16 protein-coding genes and 2 tRNA genes are annotated in these 17,263 nt (G+C 34.3%); 14 read left to right on the forward strand and 4 right to left on the reverse strand.

The features are described 5' to 3' along the window. The first annotated feature begins 121 nt into the window (after window positions 1-121). The 5 genes from QWC74_RS09045 to hcp all read left to right on the forward strand — a co-directional run bounded on the left by QWC74_RS09045 (window position 122) and on the right by hcp (window position 5,879). Window positions 122-1,063, forward strand: a complete 942-nt coding sequence (locus QWC74_RS09045) for a TRM11 family methyltransferase (protein ID WP_006784922.1) — start codon at window positions 122-124, stop codon at window positions 1,061-1,063. Window positions 1,064-1,105: 42 nt separating this feature from the next. Further along, complete coding sequence (gene brnQ, locus QWC74_RS09050) at window positions 1,106-2,386, forward strand: branched-chain amino acid transport system II carrier protein (protein WP_006784923.1); 1,281 nt, start codon at window positions 1,106-1,108, stop codon at window positions 2,384-2,386. 82 nt (window positions 2,387-2,468) lie between these two features. Further along, a complete protein-coding gene (locus QWC74_RS09055) occupies window positions 2,469-3,464 on the forward strand; it encodes a Gfo/Idh/MocA family protein (RefSeq protein WP_006784924.1) in 996 nt (331 codons plus the stop codon). An 11-nt stretch (window positions 3,465-3,475) separates the two neighbouring features. Then, complete coding sequence (locus tag QWC74_RS09060; protein ID WP_006784925.1) at window positions 3,476-4,129, forward strand: Crp/Fnr family transcriptional regulator; 654 nt, start codon at window positions 3,476-3,478, stop codon at window positions 4,127-4,129. Window positions 4,130-4,244: 115 nt separating this feature from the next. Next, window positions 4,245-5,879 (forward strand): hydroxylamine reductase, encoded by a 1,635-nt coding sequence (hcp, locus tag QWC74_RS09065; RefSeq protein WP_006784926.1) that lies wholly within the window; start codon window positions 4,245-4,247, stop codon window positions 5,877-5,879. Between the two features lie 45 nt (window positions 5,880-5,924). Here hcp and QWC74_RS09070 read toward each other — a convergent pair whose 3' ends face one another. Beyond that, on the reverse strand, window positions 5,925-7,019 hold the full coding sequence (locus tag QWC74_RS09070) for a glycerol dehydrogenase (RefSeq protein WP_006784927.1): 1,095 nt from the start codon (window positions 7,017-7,019) through the stop codon (window positions 5,925-5,927). 250 nt (window positions 7,020-7,269) lie between these two features. On the opposite strand from QWC74_RS09070, the gene QWC74_RS09075 reads away from it, so the two are divergent. Beyond that, window positions 7,270-7,425: a hypothetical protein gene (locus QWC74_RS09075; RefSeq protein WP_006784928.1), complete on the forward strand. Its 156-nt coding sequence runs from the start codon at window positions 7,270-7,272 to the stop codon at window positions 7,423-7,425. Window positions 7,426-7,468: 43 nt separating this feature from the next. On the opposite strand, the gene QWC74_RS09080 is transcribed toward QWC74_RS09075, so the two are convergent. Continuing rightward, window positions 7,469-9,649 carry an ATP-dependent helicase gene (locus tag QWC74_RS09080; protein ID WP_006785038.1) on the reverse strand — a complete coding sequence of 727 codons (2,181 nt, stop codon included), beginning with the start codon at window positions 9,647-9,649 and terminating at the stop codon, window positions 7,469-7,471. A gap of 159 nt (window positions 9,650-9,808) precedes the next feature. Here QWC74_RS09080 and QWC74_RS09085 point away from each other — a divergent pair, with 159 nt between their 5' ends. The 6 genes from QWC74_RS09085 to QWC74_RS09110 all read left to right on the forward strand — a co-directional run bounded on the left by QWC74_RS09085 (window position 9,809) and on the right by QWC74_RS09110 (window position 14,891). Continuing rightward, entirely contained in the window at window positions 9,809-10,189 is a 381-nt protein-coding gene (locus QWC74_RS09085) for a zinc-ribbon domain-containing protein (RefSeq protein WP_006785039.1), read from the forward strand. A 153-nt stretch (window positions 10,190-10,342) separates the two neighbouring features. Further along, the gene (dcuC, locus tag QWC74_RS09090; RefSeq protein WP_229059691.1) at window positions 10,343-11,692 is read left to right on the forward strand and encodes a C4-dicarboxylate transporter DcuC; all 1,350 of its coding nucleotides are present in this window, start codon (window positions 10,343-10,345) and stop codon (window positions 11,690-11,692) included. Window positions 11,693-11,784: 92 nt separating this feature from the next. Next, entirely contained in the window at window positions 11,785-12,351 is a 567-nt protein-coding gene (locus QWC74_RS09095) for a hypothetical protein (RefSeq protein ID WP_006785041.1), read from the forward strand. A 132-nt stretch (window positions 12,352-12,483) separates the two neighbouring features. Beyond that, window positions 12,484-13,539 (forward strand): hypothetical protein, encoded by a 1,056-nt coding sequence (locus QWC74_RS09100; RefSeq protein WP_006785042.1) that lies wholly within the window; start codon window positions 12,484-12,486, stop codon window positions 13,537-13,539. A 28-nt stretch (window positions 13,540-13,567) separates the two neighbouring features. After that, complete coding sequence (locus QWC74_RS09105; RefSeq protein ID WP_006785043.1) at window positions 13,568-14,071, forward strand: GNAT family N-acetyltransferase; 504 nt, start codon at window positions 13,568-13,570, stop codon at window positions 14,069-14,071. Between the two features lie 85 nt (window positions 14,072-14,156). Beyond that, window positions 14,157-14,891, forward strand: coding sequence for a hypothetical protein (locus QWC74_RS09110; protein ID WP_006785044.1), 735 nt, complete (start codon window positions 14,157-14,159; stop codon window positions 14,889-14,891). A 217-nt stretch (window positions 14,892-15,108) separates the two neighbouring features. Here the strand turns inward: QWC74_RS09110 and QWC74_RS09115 are convergent, their stop codons facing one another. Continuing rightward, the gene (locus tag QWC74_RS09115; protein WP_006785045.1) at window positions 15,109-15,741 is read right to left on the reverse strand and encodes a hypothetical protein; all 633 of its coding nucleotides are present in this window, start codon (window positions 15,739-15,741) and stop codon (window positions 15,109-15,111) included. Window positions 15,742-15,881: 140 nt separating this feature from the next. Further along, window positions 15,882-15,968 (reverse strand) — tRNA-Leu (locus QWC74_RS09120). Between the two features lie 333 nt (window positions 15,969-16,301). Here QWC74_RS09120 and QWC74_RS09125 point away from each other — a divergent pair. Together QWC74_RS09125 and QWC74_RS09130 are read left to right on the forward strand one after the other, a co-directional pair. Then, window positions 16,302-16,691 carry a hypothetical protein gene (locus QWC74_RS09125; RefSeq protein ID WP_006785046.1) on the forward strand — a complete coding sequence of 130 codons (390 nt, stop codon included), beginning with the start codon at window positions 16,302-16,304 and terminating at the stop codon, window positions 16,689-16,691. A 489-nt stretch (window positions 16,692-17,180) separates the two neighbouring features. Beyond that, window positions 17,181-17,257, forward strand: a tRNA-Arg gene (locus QWC74_RS09130). Window positions 17,258-17,263: the final 6 nt, after the last annotated feature.

Here is a 17,263-nt window from a genome sequence, read left to right on the forward strand (position 1 = left end):
ATTTATTTTACTATACATTGTGAACTTGAGATAGATGATGTTGAAAAATGTCATTTTTTCAATTATAATGAAGACTAGTGTTTTTTGTAATGAAACTAAAATAGAAGAGGACGACGAAATCATGATCGAACAGTTACCGATTAAAGGTTATTTATATGTCATTAATTACGCTGAAGGTGAAGAAAGCCTTTGTCGACTTGAAATGAAGATTTTATTAAATCAATCGTTTGAAGACAAATGGATTTTATCTGATATTGAGATTGATCCATCACGTAGTGTTTTTATTAAGGAACGACTGACGATTTATTACCAAGCTGATTCCTTTGAATCATTACATGAAATGGTTTTAAAGCAACCGATGAGTTTTGAAACATTTAAATTATTATTTATGCGATTTAAAGATCAATCACTTGAATATAAAGAGCGATTAAAACGTCTTTATGCGATTGGTTCATTAATTGGTGGCGAAGCTGATATGTATGAACCGAAACAATTGCTAGGATTGACGGAGTTAAATGGCAAATGGTATTTTGGCACACTTGAACCCAATTGTAATGAGTGGGTGAAGCATGAGAATAAGCCTCATTCTTACTCCTTTTCATTAAGTGTTCGTGTTTCACGCTCTGTTGCTAACTTAGCGGTGGGTCATCAATTTGATAAAAAAATAATTGATCCATGTTGTGGTGCCGGAACTGTTGTCCTTGAGGTACTCACAGTAGGAGGAAATATCATTGGAAATGAGTTAAATCCTAAAGTAGCTTGGAAAGCAGAAGAAAATTTAAAACACTACGGATATGAGAATGTGATTCAAATTGGAGATATTCAAGAGATAAAAACTCATTATGATACGGCGATTATTGACCTTCCATATGGACATTTTAATCCGATTTCGCCAGAGATTCAGCAAATGATTATTGAGAATGCACGTCGTATTGCTGATGAACTTATTATTGTGACACAAGTTAAAATGGATGAGCAATTAAAAGCTGCTGGGTTTGAAGTCATTGAACAATGTGAAGCGGTTAAAGGGAAGTTTGTTCGGTATATTACCATGTGTCGTTAATGGAGAAAACAGCTAGAATTATAGACATCAAGGAGGATATTAATGAAGAGTAAACAATTTAAAGATGCATTAGTGATTGGGTTTGCCTTGTTTGCCATGTTCTTTGGCGCAGGGAATTTAATATTCCCACCCTTTTTAGGAAACACAGTTGGAGATCAAGTGATTCCAGCTTTACTAGGGTTTTTAATTACCGGAATTGGGTTACCTTTACTTGGAATTTTAGCGTGTTCACGCGCAGGAGGATCATTTGAAGTGATGGCTTCTCGCGTTTCTAAACCGTTCGCTACCGTTGCGACGATTATTTTAATTTTAGCGATTGGACCGATTATTGCAATTCCTCGTACTGCCTCAACGACGTTTGAATTAGGGATTGTGACGTTATTACCTAATGCAACACAGTGGTTAACAACGATTATTTATTTTGCTATTGCGTTATTCTTTGTCTTAAAACCCACACGAATTGTAGATGCGATTGGGAAAGTCTTAACTCCTATTCTATTATTTGTCTTAATTGCGATCATTACAAAGGGGATGTTATTTCCAATTGGTGAAGTAGCAACACTGGATGTTTCACAAGTTTTCACAACGTCTTTTAAAGAAGGTTATCAAACGATGGATGCTATTGCGGCTGTTATTTTTGCAACGATTATTATTTCATCTGTCCATGATAAAGGCTATAAAGACCATAAGAGTGTTTCTAAAATTATTTTAATGTCAGGTTTAATTGCAATTGGTGGATTGGCGATTATTTATGGTGGGTTAATGATGTTAGGAGCCCAAACTTCTTCGCTTGTTGATGTAAGTTTTACTCGTACACAACTTGTTATGTATATTGCCAAAGCGGTCTTTGGTTCGCTTGGGACGATTTTTTTAAGTATTTGTACAACAGTCGCTTGTTTAACAACGGCGATTGCCTTACTAACGGCAAGTGCAGAGTTTTTCACCAAATTATTTAAGGGAAAAATTCCATACGCAGTGAATGCCATTATTTTAACTGTGATTAGTCTTTTTATGGCAACCAATGATGTTGATCAAATTGTAGCTTTAGCAGGGCCAGCTTTAGATATTATTTATCCGATTGTCATTGTTTTAATTATTTTAACGTTACTAGGAAAAATGGTTAAACATGACTTTGCTGTAGCCATGACGGTTTATGTGACGTTAGCAATTAGTTTATTAACAACGATTGGTTCTTTCATGAATTTAACAGCCGTAACGTCTGCGTTGAATTATTTACCCCTTCAATCTTCAGGATTTGGATGGTTGCTACCAGCCGTTATAACATTTATTATCGTCAACTATTTTGTGAAACATAAAGCTTAAAATTAAACTCTCTGTCTCTAACTTGACAGAGGGTTTTTTTCTGCGTATGCTAATAGTAGTTTAAAGAGGTGGAGGAAATGGAATGACTCAACAGATACGATTTGGTATTATTGGAACGAATACGATTACAGAACAATTCTTAAAAGCAGCGATGAGCCTTGAATCTTTTAAGTTGAATGCCATTTATTCTAGAACAGAAGAGCGAGGTCTTGAATTTGCATCGAAGTATGGTGTCGAGCATATTTATACTAACCTTGAACAGCTTTTAAAAGATGATGTCGTCGATGCGATGTATATTGCCTCACCGAATGCCTATCATGCTAAGCAAGCTATCTTATGTTTAAATCATCAAAAACATGTGTTATGTGAAAAACCCTTGGCTTCTAACTTAAAAGAAGTTGAAGCCATGTGCGAAGCAGCGTTTAAAAATGGAGTTGTTTTAATGGAAGCAATGAAGACCACTGTGTTACCAACTTTTCAACTGCTTAAAGACCATCTTCATAAAATTGGGACCATTCGTCGATACAGTGCAAGCTTCTGTCAATATTCTTCAAGATATGATGCCTATCGAAGCGGGACAATCTTAAATGCGTTTAAAAATGAGTTATCAAATGGTGCTTTACTTGATATTGGAGTCTATACGATTGCTCCGATGATTCATTTATTTGGACTTCCAGGTGAGATAAAGGCAAGTGCCTATATGCTTGAATCAGGTGTAGATGGAGAAGGGAGTATCATCTTTAAATATCCTACAATGGAGGCTTGTGTCATGTATTCTAAAATCTCTAACTCTTATTTACCGTCGGAGATTCAAGGAGAAGATGGAACGGTTATGATTGATCGAATTAATCGATTCCATCAAGTTCAAATTAAATATCGAAATGGTGAGATTGAGGAGTTAGCGATTCCTCATGATGAAGCAGATATGAAGTATGAGCTTGAAGAATTTATTCAAACGATTTTAAAGCAAAAGAAAGAATCCAATGTCAATACATTGGAACGCTCAAAGCAGGTGATGAGTGTTTTAGATGAGGTTCGTCGTCAAATCGGACTTCAATATCCTGCAGATTTAAAATAGGAAGTGATTCTATGTATCAACATCCGTTATTGATCTCTTTTAATCAAGAGTCAATTGAAAGGCTAAAACAACAAAGTTATGAAATTCAACTAGAGAAAGGACAACCCTTATTTTTTCAAGGAGATGCGGCAACGGTTGTTTATTATATTAAATCAGGAATTTTAAAAATTCTAAAAACATCTATTCAAGGTCAGGAAAAGATTTTTTCAATTTATTCAAGAGGAAATCTAGTGGCTTTAAGTGTTTTATTTAATGACCCTCACCAATATCCTGCTTCTGGTGTTGCACTAGAGGAAACGGTGGTGGTCGCTATTCCGATTCCTGAACTAGAAAAAGCTATCTTATCGAATCATCAGGCAACACGTGCATGGTTTTGTCATTTGAATCGCCGATTAGAAGGTGTCCAACAATTACTGACTGATCAAGTTTTTATTGATGCAAGAGATCGCTTTAAAAAAGTGATTCAATTATTTATGAAACATAAATCTTTTCAAAAAGACGGGATGATTGTATTTGAGATGCCGTTAACAAAGCAGGAAATGGCAGAGTTATTAAGTATTCGTCGTGAAACGTTTAGTCGATTATTGTCCTCTTTAAAAGAAGAAGGATTATGTGAGTATTCCAAAAAACAAATGCGTGTTAATCGAGAGTGGCTTGAAAGCTAAAGATGACCTTTGGTCATCTTTTTTTTAAAAAAATCTTTAAAAATGTGACCTACCTCACATCTTGTTCTTGAAGAGGTTTATATAATAGCTTTGTTGAGAAGAAGGAGTGATAGAGATGGAAATGTTTTGTAATCAATGTCAAGAAGCTTCGAAAGGGATAGGCTGCACTGTCTTTGGTGTATGTGGAAAATCCCCTGAATTAACAGCTTTAATGGATACGTTTATCTATTCATTAATTGGTGTATCGACGCTTGCTTTAGAAGTTGAAACTGTATCTGATGAGATTCATGAGTTTGTCATGGAAGGATTATTTGCAACGATTACGAATGCTAATTTTGAGGAAGAAGAATTTGTAACACGCACGCTGCAAAGCTTAACCTACCGTGAGGAATTAAAAGAACAATTAGTTGGTCGTGAGTTACCCATCCTTAAGCATGATATCATGAACTTCATTGCTAAAACTAAAGAAGAGATGATTAAAAAAGCTTTAAAAGTGGCCATTCATCAAACAGAAAATGAAGATATTCGTTCAATTCGTGAATTGATGTTATTTGGAGTTAAAGGGTTAGCAGCTTATTTATCACATGCGCAAAAATTAGGCTATGTTCAACCATCACTATACATGGGAATGCACAAAATGATGGCCGCCTTAATTAATGAATCACTAACACTAGAAGATTATGTTTCGCTAACACTTGAACTTGGAAGTATTGGGGTAGAGGGAATGGCTTTACTTGATACGGCTAATACCACAACATTTGGCCATCCAGAAATCTCAAAAGTTAATATTGGAGTTGGAGAACGTCCAGGAATTTTAATCACCGGACATGATTTACACGATTTAGTTCAATTACTTGAGCAAACTAAAGATCAAGGAATTGATATTTATACGCACAGTGAAATGTTGCCTGCACACTATTATCCTGAATTAAAAAAATATGATCATTTAAAAGCAAATTATGGAAATGCATGGCATTTACAAACGAAAGAGTTTGAAACGTTTAATGGACCGATTATTTTTACAACGAACTGTTTAGTCCCACCTCGTCAAAGTGCCACTTATCAAGATCGTGTGTTTACAACGGGAAATACGGGATATCCTGGATTTAAAGTGATTCCGGTTTTAGTGGATGGTCGCAAAGATTTTAGTGAAGTCATTGAACTGGCTAAAACATGTGAAGCACCTAAAGCGATTGAACAAGGAGAAATTGTAGGAGGATTTGCTCATCATCAAGTGATGACGTTAGCATCTGAGATTATTTCAGCGGTTGAAAAAGGAGAGATTAAGCATTTCGTTGTCATGGCTGGGTGTGATGGACGTCATAAAGAGCGTCAGTATTATACAGATTTTGCTAGCGCCCTTCCAGACGATTCTGTTATTTTAACAGCGGGATGTGCGAAATATCGCTATAATAAGCTAAATCTTGGAACAATCAATGGAATTCCTCGTGTGCTTGACGCAGGCCAATGTAATGATTCTTATTCATTAGCCGTCATTGCCCTAAAATTAAAAGAAGCATTTGGACTTGAAGATATTAATGACTTACCGATTGTTTATAATATTGCATGGTATGAACAAAAAGCCGTCATTGTCTTATTAGCTCTTTTATCATTAGGTGTGAAAAAGATTCATTTAGGTCCTACGTTACCTGCTTTCTTATCACCCAATATTGTGGACTTTTTAGTTCAAACGTTTGAAATTGGTGGTATTTCATCTGTTGAGGAAGACTTAGTTAAATTTTTTGAATAAAAAATAAAGGAACTCAAGTTAAAATCTGAGTTCCTTTTATGATTGTTAGGCAAACTGAGCACCTAGACGATCTGCAATTAAAATAGCACTATAGACATCGATTGGAGTGACTTCAAATGGCATATGATGAATCGTATCTTGTGGGTCACAGCTTGCTGTTGCAACTGCCATCAGTTGATCTTCTGTTGGATTTGTAATTCCAAGGTCTTTTAAGCAGGTTGGGAGGCCTAGTTGACGACAGAAAGTTAACACTTCATCGATTTCTTCTTTTGGCGCATTTTCTAGCACGAGTTGAACGAGTGTCCCAAAGGCTACTTTTTCACCATGATACATGTGATGACTTTCTTTTAAGACTGTTAAACCATTATGGATCGCGTGAGCACCGGCGAGTCCTCCACTTTCAAAACCAACACCGCTTAAATAAGTGTTTGCTTCAATGATATTTTCGAGTGCTTTAGAATTAACATGATGATCTGCAGATAACTTTGCTTGATAACCATCAACTAATAACGTTTCATAACAAAGTTTTGCTAACGTTAAGGCTGCAAGTGAACAAGTGCCACCTGCAATCGTTAAGGCATTGGAACGATGACAAGCACGAGCTTCAAAATAAGTGGCCAAGGCATCTCCCATACCTGAAACTAGTAAACGAGATGGAGCCTGTGCAATAACAAGTGAGTCAACAATCACAACATTCGGATTTGTTTTTAAGAATAAATAGCGGTCAAATTGACCTGCATCTGTATAAAGAACAGATAGGGCACTACAAGGTGCATCAGTAGAAGCAATGGTTGGAACAATTATAACAGGTAAATTTGAGAAATAAGCAACGGCTTTTGCCGTATCGAGTGTTTTTCCCCCTCCAATTCCGATGATCACATTTAGGTTTCCTTTTTTGACATTTTCAATGATTCGATTAATTTCTGTTTTACTACATTCCCCATTAAAAGCATCTAGGTGAATAGCTATTTGTTGTCGTTTGAAACTGGTTTGAATCGTCTCTTCATAATGAGATAAAATAAATGGGTCAACAATGGCATACGCGCCAGAAATGCCTAAATCCATTGCATAATCACATATATGTGCTAACTCATTTGGCCCTTGAATGTATTTAGTTGGTGAATAAATCACTTTTTTCATCACACAATTCCCCTCTTCTTAAAAATCATCGTAGATTAGCAGAGATTAATCTCTCAAATTTATCATAACGCTAACGAAATAAAGGGACAAGTTGCGTGATAAAAAGAGTTTTAAAAAGTTAAAATTCGACAAGATTGAAGAGATGGAAAGGGTGTAAGAGGGTAGCAAAATTTTCAAAAAAATTTTAATTTGAAGCGAGCATATGCGCCGAAAATCAGTTCATAATAAGAATGAAAGAAAGGTGATAAATATGGCAAAAGCAGGTATGAAACGTCCAGATCCAAGTGAACCACATGGAACTGAAAGTAACAAAAAACAAAAACATCCTAAAAATGATATGCCACCTGTACCGGAAATCCAAGGAAAAGCAAAACATGGGAATAAAAAAGCAGGGCCTATTCATTAATCAAAAAAACGTTAACTCTAGACTAGAGTTAACGTTTTTTTGATTAACTTGAAACCAATTCGACATTTCCATTTAAAACAGTTATTCTGAGACTGATTCGTTTGGTTTCATTTTCGAATTGAATCGTCGCAATTTCTCCTTCTTTTTCAATAATGGTTCCTGTTCCAAATCGTTTATGATTAATCACGGAACCTTCTTTAAAAGGCGTTAAGTCAGCGGATTCTGAGGTTATTAGGCCTCTTTTTAACTCTTCAATTTTTTTTCCATGACTGAGGCGACTTGAGACGGGTTTGGGTTCTTCGTCAATTGGATTAAGAATCTTGGAAACTTCTTTATAAAAGTTTGAGCGACTAAATAATAGATTATGTTTTTTAGCAACACTTAGTAGCGTCAATTGCTCTTTTGCCCGTGTCATGGCGACATAAAAAAGACGACGCTCTTCTTCATAATGGTCAAAAATTTGACTTTTGGCTTCGATGATTGCTGTTTGGGGTGGCGTGATGCCATTCATACAATCAATTAAAAAGACGGTTTTAAATTCTAAGCCTTTTGAGGCATGAAAAGTTAAAAGGTTAACTCCTTTTGCTTGTGTGGTGCTTTGTTCACTAATTAGCCTGAGGTGTTCAAGGCGCTCAAGAAAGGCTTCGTGAGAATCTACGTCTTTGGCAATCATTTTTAAGGTTTCTAAAACTGCCATCCCTTGGGTATAAAGGCGTTCCCCTTTTTCATCTTTTAAGAATCCTTTTTTGATTAGATAACTTTCATAATCTAAAGTATTTAAAATAAAAGCCATCATCCGATTGCAAGGTAGACTTGGAAGTTTCATGAGGTTTTGTTTAAAGAGACGGACTTTTTCACGTTGATAAGTGGAATTAAAAGTAACCAGTCGTGTTAAATAATCGAGATAGCCACTTTCTGTTTGAGAGGTCACTTGATGTTGAGTTGTGGCTGAGAGATAGAGAATTTTCGCCACGCGTTGAAAGGATTCTAAGTGGTTAGGTGATCTTGATAAGGTGATTATGGCCTTGATATCTCTGACAATGGGATGGTAGAAAAATGAAAGTTTTCCTTCTTGGAGTTTGAAAGGGATTTGGTGACGTTCGAATTGTTCAATCAGGGGAAGAGCAGAAACATTTTGACGATACAAAATCGCCACATCGTTTAAATCTTCTGCTTGTTTTAGCGTGGTGATTAAAAAAGATAATTGTTCTTGTTCGGTTTGAAAATGATGAAGAGTGGGGGACATTCCGGTTTCATTTTGAGTTTGAATCGTTTTTTTATATCTACTTTTATTATGTTGGATGAATTGAGAGCTCGTTGATACAATAGAGGCTGTTGAACGGAAATTTTGATTCATATAGAGGATGCGAGCTTCTTTAAAGGTTTCTTTAAAAGTTAATAGCTGTTTTGGATAAGCTCCTCGAAATGCATAGATACTTTGATCATCATCTCCTACTAAAAAAATGTTATGATGGCGACTGGCAATGAGTTTGATGAGTTCGTATTGGATTTTTGAGGTATCTTGCGCCTCATCGATTTGAATGTGGGTATAACGGGTTTGATAAAAATTTAAAAGGTAATCGTGATGTTTAAGGATAGAGAAGGCTGTAGTGAGTAGATCATCGTAGTCGAGTAAATATCTCGATTCTTTGAAGGCTTCATATTTTTTATAAAGTTGAATGAATTCCTCAACTTCTGTTTCGACGTATTGTTTGATTTCTTTCGTATGATGCGGTTCTATCATCAAGTTTTTAAGTAAACTGATTTGGCCAGTGAGCGTTTCTAAATCATCGTCGCTTGGATAACGTTCAGTTGTTTCGATGTAAAATTGTGTTAAGAGTTGCTTTTTATGAAGAGTCGTCTGATTTCCTTCAATAAATTGATACATTACCCCACTCAGTTGTTGGTAGTGTTTAATCAGTTGAAAAGCGAAACTATGAATCGTTGAAAATTGAACTTGTTTTGAGAGTTTGGGGAATAATGCTTGGAATCGCTCATTCATATCACGTGCCGATGCTTTTGAGAAGGTTAAGGCTAGAATTTGTTGAGGATGAACCTTTCCACTTAAAATCAAATTAGCTAACCGAATTACGGTTACTGTCGTTTTCCCGCTTCCTGGACAGCTAATCACACAAATGGGACCATCAAGGGCTTGAGTCGCTGCTAATTGATCATCAGTTAATACAATTTGATGATATTGATTGAGGTAGGTATATAAGTCCATGATGAAAATTCCTCCTAATGACACATTTTGTTTATCTTTATTATACAAGATGAGTCCCAATTTGACTAAAAATTTCATTGCTTGTTTGGTTTCATTTAGAGAATGAGGACCATTCACTCGTCTTCTTAATATGATACAGTAGAAAGGAAGGTGAGCGCGATGGCATTTTGGGATGACTTTCAAAAAAATATGAATAAAACAGCCAATGCTTCGATTAAAACGACGAGTAAATGGATTGAAATTGGAAAATTAAATGTGGCGTTGAATGCGGCTAAACTAGATTTGAATGATCTTTATGAGCGAATCGGTGAATATGTTTACCAAAATAAAATAGTTGATGTGAAGCAAAGTGATGAATTACAAGAATTATTTCATGAAGTGTCTCAACAAAAAATGAAGATAAGAGAAATTCAAGCACAACTTAATCAAATGAGGAGCAAGTATCATTGTGAGCAATGTGGGGCTGAGATTGATGCTAACACGAAATATTGTCCATATTGTTCAGCTCCTCAATCCAATCAAATTGATTGGAGAATTTAAGAGAAAGTTCTTATGAAGAAATTGACTTCATAAGAACTTTTTTTTGTAAATGCTGTCGAATGGTGGCGAAAAAATTAAAAATAAAGTATAATGACACAGGATTTTATCACGTGAAGCAAAATGTTAACAACATGTAAAGGAAAGGGTGAGAAAATGAGTGAGTTAATCATTGCATTGATTGTGATTATATTGGCAGCTTATTTAATTAAGAAAAAGTATGACATTAAATTAGTCATGTTCGGTAGTGGAATCCTGTTGATGTTGAGTGCTTTATTGATGAATAAAGTTATTCTACCGAGTGAAAGTAGTAGTGGAGTTCCTTTTTTTGATATTTTCAAGGTGATGGGGAATCTCTTTACCAAACAATTAAGTGGGGCTAGCTTTACACTGTTATTATTATTTGGTTATACGGCGTATATGAAGGCCATTAGGGCAGATGAAAAAACTGTTAGCGTGTTATCAGCCCCCTTAAAGCACATTAAAATCAAAGCGTTATTAATTCCTATATTTTATTTGATTGGAAATTTTTTGTGTATCATTATTCCAAGTTCTTCGAGTTTGTCAGTGATGTTGATGGCAACAGCCTTTCCTATCTTAACGAGTGCAGGTGTTTCCCCTTTAGCTGTGGGAGCTGTGATTGCTACATCAGCAACGATTGCCCCAACACCATTAGGTGCTGATAATTTACTAGCATCTGAAGCACTTGGTCTTCCTGTTACAGACTATGTGTTTAATTATCATGCTAAAATTTCCATTCCTATTATCTTAATGATGGCAATCGTTCATTTTATTTGGCAAAAACGTCAAGATCATTTAGAAAGAAGTGAAATCACTTCAACATTGCCAAAACTTAAGGAAGTAACGGATCAGCTACCGATGTTTTATGCAATCCTTCCTATGTTACCGTTACTCTTAATGCTGATTTTTTATTTTGTATCGGATGTGAATTTAGGTATTTCTGAAGTCATCTTTTTCTCATTGATGGTGAGTATATTGTGTGAAGTGATTCGAATGCGTTCATTTCAAAAGGGAACCGCTGAGATTCAAGCCTTCTTTAATGGGATGGGCGTTGGACTAACGACTGTTGTGGCTCAGGTTGTAGCGGCTTTAACCTTTGTAGAGGGATTAAAGATTTTAGGCGTGATCGATTTAATGGGGGAGGTTATAAATCATTTAAATGCAGCTGGTCTAATGTTGACTCTCGCTTTTTGTTTACTGGCTTTATTTGTTGGGTTATTAAGTGGAAGTGGATTAGCAATCTTTTACGCATTTGTTGAGCTAATGCCATCCTTTGCCGAGTCTGTGGGAATTTCAGCCATAAGTTTAGCAATTCCAATGCAATTTGTTTCTCATTTAGTCAAAAGTATTTCTCCAGTTTCCCCAACGGTTATTATTATCTCGTCGATGATGAATGTTTCTCCCGTGCGACTCATTAAGAGAACCATCGTTCCAGTCCTTGTTGGAATGGTGTTATCGATTGTTTTAACGTATGTGATTCTTTAGGATTCTCTTTCTCCTTAGTAGCATATCAAGCCTCTTTTCATATAATGAAGTAAAGGGTGAGTAAGAAGCTAAATGCTAGAGGAGGGAAAGAGATGCTTAGAATCAATCGAACATTTTTATTAGTTTATGATAGTTTAATAGCCTTTGCATTTATGTTACGATATATCTTAATAGGACCTGTTTTATTTAATTCAACTTGGTGTTTTTGGCTAACTTTAGTGGTGGTAACCGTTGTTTTGATTGGGTTAAGTTATTTGACGTTTTGTCATCCAACTCCACTTGAAATTGTTGCCTATCATGTCAATCTCATTATGAGACATCGAGTTGATGAAAATAATGATGAAGATTATAATGAAAAAAATAAAACTTATTTATCCAATCGTTTTATTCAAAGTGCTAATTACCAATTTTTTTATTATGGTAATTGTTGTGCAAAAACCGATCAGTATCGACAGATGAAAATTAAATTAGCTTTAGGCCAACAGACATTTAATCAAATTTCAATTATTATTAAAACGGTTGATGAACAATATATTCGATTCAATTTGATTAAACAAACAGAAAGTCCGCTTATTGCGTTTTTATATCACTGGGAAGTCGATCAAATCGAATATAGCGATAAAGAAACATTTGACCAGATGGTTAAAGGCCTTATTTAAAAAGACATGTTAATGTCTTTTTTTTTATGGTTCATAAAAAAGAATCAAACAGCATGTAAAATTTTAGAAAAATAGGAATTATTTTTTGGAAATAAGCTATAATAGAAATAATTATTATTAGGAGGAATCCTCATGGTGGTAGATAGTCATCCATGTTTGACCTATTTAAAAAACAAAAGGAAGATGGAAATTCAAATCTTGTGTTTTATTTTTTTTATTAGTTTAATAATCTTACTGTTTGAAATAAAAACGGCTCTAAGTTATTGTTTTATTTTTGGATTGTCGATTAGTTTAATTGTTTTAATCTGTATGTATCCAAGATTTTTAAACGGTGCTGAAAGAAAAATGAGATCCTTGAGGTACACCAGTCCTAAGTATTTATTTGATTTGGTGATACCTAATTTTTTATATAATGTGACTCAATTAGATTTTGGTTGTTTTAAAATTGAAAATGTTTTATTTAATGATGCTGGAATTTGTTTGGTTGATTCACTTCAATCCATTGGGGTATTACATGGTGAAAGAATGCAGTACTTACTGGAGATTCAATCATCAAAAGAACAACAATGTTGTCGAAAAGTAAAAAATCCATTTAGAACGTTGCTTTATAAAAGAGAGTGTTTAAAGTTAATCATAGAGTTGTATGATTTAAATTCTGAAATCTATTCAGGATTATACTTACCACATGCGAATTGGGTCGAAGGTCGTAAAGACTCATCAACGGATTTTTTGATTGAGGGAGGCAAGTCATTAAAGAAATTTATTAAAAACTTTGAAAGGTCTACCTTGAAAGTCATCATTAAAAATCAGTATCCTCTGACATCGTCAGAGGATGTTATTTATGCTTTAATGTCAATTCGTTATTTTGGTTATTTGAGACAATTTTATCATTCATTAATGCCACTTCAAAAAATCAGATTAAAAAAGGAGTTAAGTCCGAGTTCCATTATTTTGTTTGAATTCGTCATCTTAAAAGATGCTTTTACACTCGAAAAATTAGAGCGATTCATCAATAAAAATAAAAAACAACTAAAGGTCGGAATGAAAACTTGGCAAGAGCAGTTGTTTCTAGAATTAAATCAATTCTTTGAAAAAAATAATAACGATTCATTTACTCCTTTTAATTTAATGGGGTTAATGATGAGTGAAGGTTTTTTTATTCAAGCTAATCATGATTTATTTAATTAACATTTAAAGATCTAGAAGGGGGAAGTTCATGATGCAAATTACTATTCATAACATGCAACCAAAGCACTATGAAAGAGTAGGAACTATTTATAAGCAGGGGATTGATTCTCATCATTGTACGTTTGAATCGGATGTCCCAACTTGGGAAGGGTTTGACGCGAACCATCTTCCCTTTTGTCGGTTTGTGGTCTTAAATGAAAGAGAAGAGGTCATAGGATGGACTGCCTTGAGTCAAACGAGTTCGCGATCTTGTTTTGAAGGCGTCGCTGAAGTCAGTATTTATTTGGATCAACACGTAATCGGACAAGGGATTGGAGAGCAATTATTAAATTATTTAATTACAGAATCTGAACAAAATGGGATTTGGAGTTTGATTTCAGGTATATTTCCAGAAAATGTAGCAAGTCTTAGGTTACATCAAAAATGTGGATTTAGATATGTGGGATATCGCGAAAAGATGGGGAAAACAAGAGAAGGCGTCTTTAGAGATGTTTTGTTTATGGAAAGAAGAAGTTTAAAGGTTGGGGTTTAGTTTGAAATTTTTGAACTGTTACCTGTCTCACTCCTAATGGATTGGCATATACTAAAAAGGTAAGCAGGCAAAGTGAGGGGATAGTATGGAATATGGAATTAGCGGTTACCGCTCTAGCCAGAATCATTATCGAACCAAAACTGTTGTCCAGTTAGATAAACATCAAAGTGATTTATCCGGAGATGGAGTTGCTGAAACGATTTATTTATTGGGAATTAAAAATAATGATGACTTAATTATTAATGAAATAACGTTAGTGATTGAAAATGGAAAGGATAAAGAACGTCGTTATTACGCCATTCCAACTTCAAGTGGAATGGGTGGCGGGATACATGTGGAAGATTTCAATCATGATGGACAATTAGATATTGGTGTGTATATTTTAAGTGGTGGAACCGGAAATGAATTGAAGTATTACTTGTTACTCAATCATAATCATGAATTTTGTTTAGCTTTTAGTAGTGACATGTATGAGGAAAAAATGAAGTATCAAGTTCAATATTTAGATCGATACCAAGTTGAGGTCAAAAATTTAAATTCAGAACAAACAAGGTTAATTAATTTAAAAGATAAATCACCTGAATATTTAAAGGTGATTTATGATGAACAGGGAATGTTAAAAGAACCGATTCAGGGCATCGTAGCACATGTTAGCGATGCGGATTCAATTGAGAGTAAAATGTTTGATCAAGGTAGCGATTTGATTTTAACTCACCGTATATTAGGGCGTTCTCACAATGACACGCTAGGATATGTTTCAGCTTATCTAGTTTTTGATAATGAAAAATATCATGTTTACAAGATTTTAGTTTCTCAGTAAAAAAAATAGAGATTCTAACAATTTATAGAGTAAAGAGAAAAAAAAGACAAATAATAAAAGTAAAATTGCAAAGGAAATCTTGGAGTGAATAATATGACAATTGAAGCTTTTATTTTTGGTGCTATTTTTGAAATGTGTATTACGTATCTACTTTTATGTGAACTATTCTTTTAAAAAGGTGAAGTCTATAGCTAGACTTCACCTTTTTAAGATAGATTTAGTTTATTAACGACTTGGGTTTTCGACAGGAATAAATAGTAAGTAAGACTGAATAAGTTAGAAGCGATAGATTTAATGGAAGAAAGGATGAGTGTAAATAATAAGTTGGAGTCGTTAATGAATGACGATATTCATCTTTGATTAAAAACAAATATTGATCCGGATTTTCCTCAATTGTTTCACCGTTTGAGATTTGATCTAAAATATTCAGGTAAAAAGAGGTAGATTCTTCGTTATAACCAAGAAGTAAGTAAGTTCCATTAACGATGGTAGCGGGAACGGCCCCTTTTAGATTTTCAGGAAGATTGAATTTTTCTAGCCACTCATTAAAATAACTTTTAATTTTTTTATTTTTTATATTATAGTATCTTGCTGAAATGCCTAAGAGGTCAGAATTAGGATGAAACAGTTCCCGATATAGATTTTCTTTTAAAATCGTACAATAAGGACATCCTGTTCTTCCAAAGCTTTCAATAATAATTGTAGATTTTTTAACTTCATGATTGCTGAATAAAGGAAGATTAGGCGCTGAAAGGGTTTCGGGCTGGTTTTGATAGATTAATGAGGTGTAAAAAAAATAAATTAAGACGATTAAACTTGCTAATAAAGAATAGTTTTTCAAGTAGTTCATATTTCCCCCCACGAATATAAAACATGATTGATAATTTTACCACTTTTTGGAATAAAATTCAATCATTTAAAGTGAAACAAAAAAAAGACAACCTACATGTAGTAGGTTGTCTAATCTATTTAAATGAATGAATGGCTTGTTGGTACCAGTGGCCGGATTCGAACCGGCAAGGAGTAAACTCCGGTGGATTTTGAGTCCACTGCGTCTGCCAATTCCGCCACACTGGCTTTACAAAATTAATTATAGCATGAATTTTATAAATTTCAATATTTTTCCTAAATATATTTTTAAAAATAAGATTTTTTGATTTACAAAGTTTAAAGGAGAAGGAAATTGAAAAATCGTAGCAATGATTATTTTTATTTGAAATTTGTACAAGAAAAAAGATAAAATGATGAATTTTTTAATTTTTTAAACGTATATTATGAATATAAAGCGTTTTCTTAGAGCACTTGAAACATTCGAAAATAAAATAAAGCTGAATTTTGTCGGACGACGGTGTGTTGGGATGTAGAGTGTCATAAGAAAAAAGCACAAAAAATAATTTGGAGGGATTTTATATGATTATGTACTGGCAGTCAGCATCAAATAAAATAGTAAGTGAAGAAGAATTTTTAGCGTCACAAGCTGGGGTTAAACAAAAAATTTCAGATTGGGCTGAAAATGAGTTGCATTTACAAAATCAGTTACTCGAAGATTTTGTTACTGATAAAGTAGAAGAATACACACGCTCCTACCTTAAAGTAAGTTTACCATTTGAATCGGAAGCGTTTTGTCGAGAGTACCTTGAAAAGTTTTATGAAGAACATTCGGAAATTATTTCCTTATTCCCTTATGATCGATGGGCTTGGGTTCAAAAACTTGAAAATATTCATTATGGTGAATACGACATTCAAAGTGTCAGAGTCGAAAGTAAATTACTTGATCATAAAGAATTACCTTTAGTCTAATTTAATTCATTCAAGAGTAAAAGGATTGCGATTCATAGCGCAATCCTTTTTAGCGAGTCGCTTGATTAAGTAGGAAAAGGCTCTGATTTAAAAATGATAAATCTTTTTATCTTTAAGCCTCTTTCTTAACCTTGAAATGAGATAAGAGGAAATGAAGTGTTTGTTAACCTTCAATAAGGTTTAAAATCTCGATGAGAGTCTGTAGATGATCTAACAATCGTAATTGTTTATAAAGAGGAAGATAAACTAGACCTTAGACGTTAGTTAGGAAAAAATTAAGATACTCATTCATAGATTGAAAGCTAAACTCTATGTTGAGGAATAAAGAATCCGTATCAGTAGGAAGATCATACTCTAACTTTAGTATTCCTTATTATCTTTTGAGTCGTTGCGATTAAATGGAAAAAATTTCTTAATAAAAATATTCAAAAAGTTATTTACAAAAGTGTTGAAATGGTTTAATATAGTCAATGTGGAAAACAACAACATGTCTCGGTAGCTCAGCAGGATAGAGCAACGGCCTTCTAAGCCGTCGGTCGGGGGTTCGAATCCCTCCCGGGATGCCATTAAAA

Origin of the sequence: uncultured Turicibacter sp. (assembly GCF_938044715.1) — a bacterium.
In the GTDB taxonomy this organism is placed as follows: domain Bacteria; phylum Bacillota_I; class Bacilli_A; order MOL361; family Turicibacteraceae; genus Turicibacter; species Turicibacter sanguinis.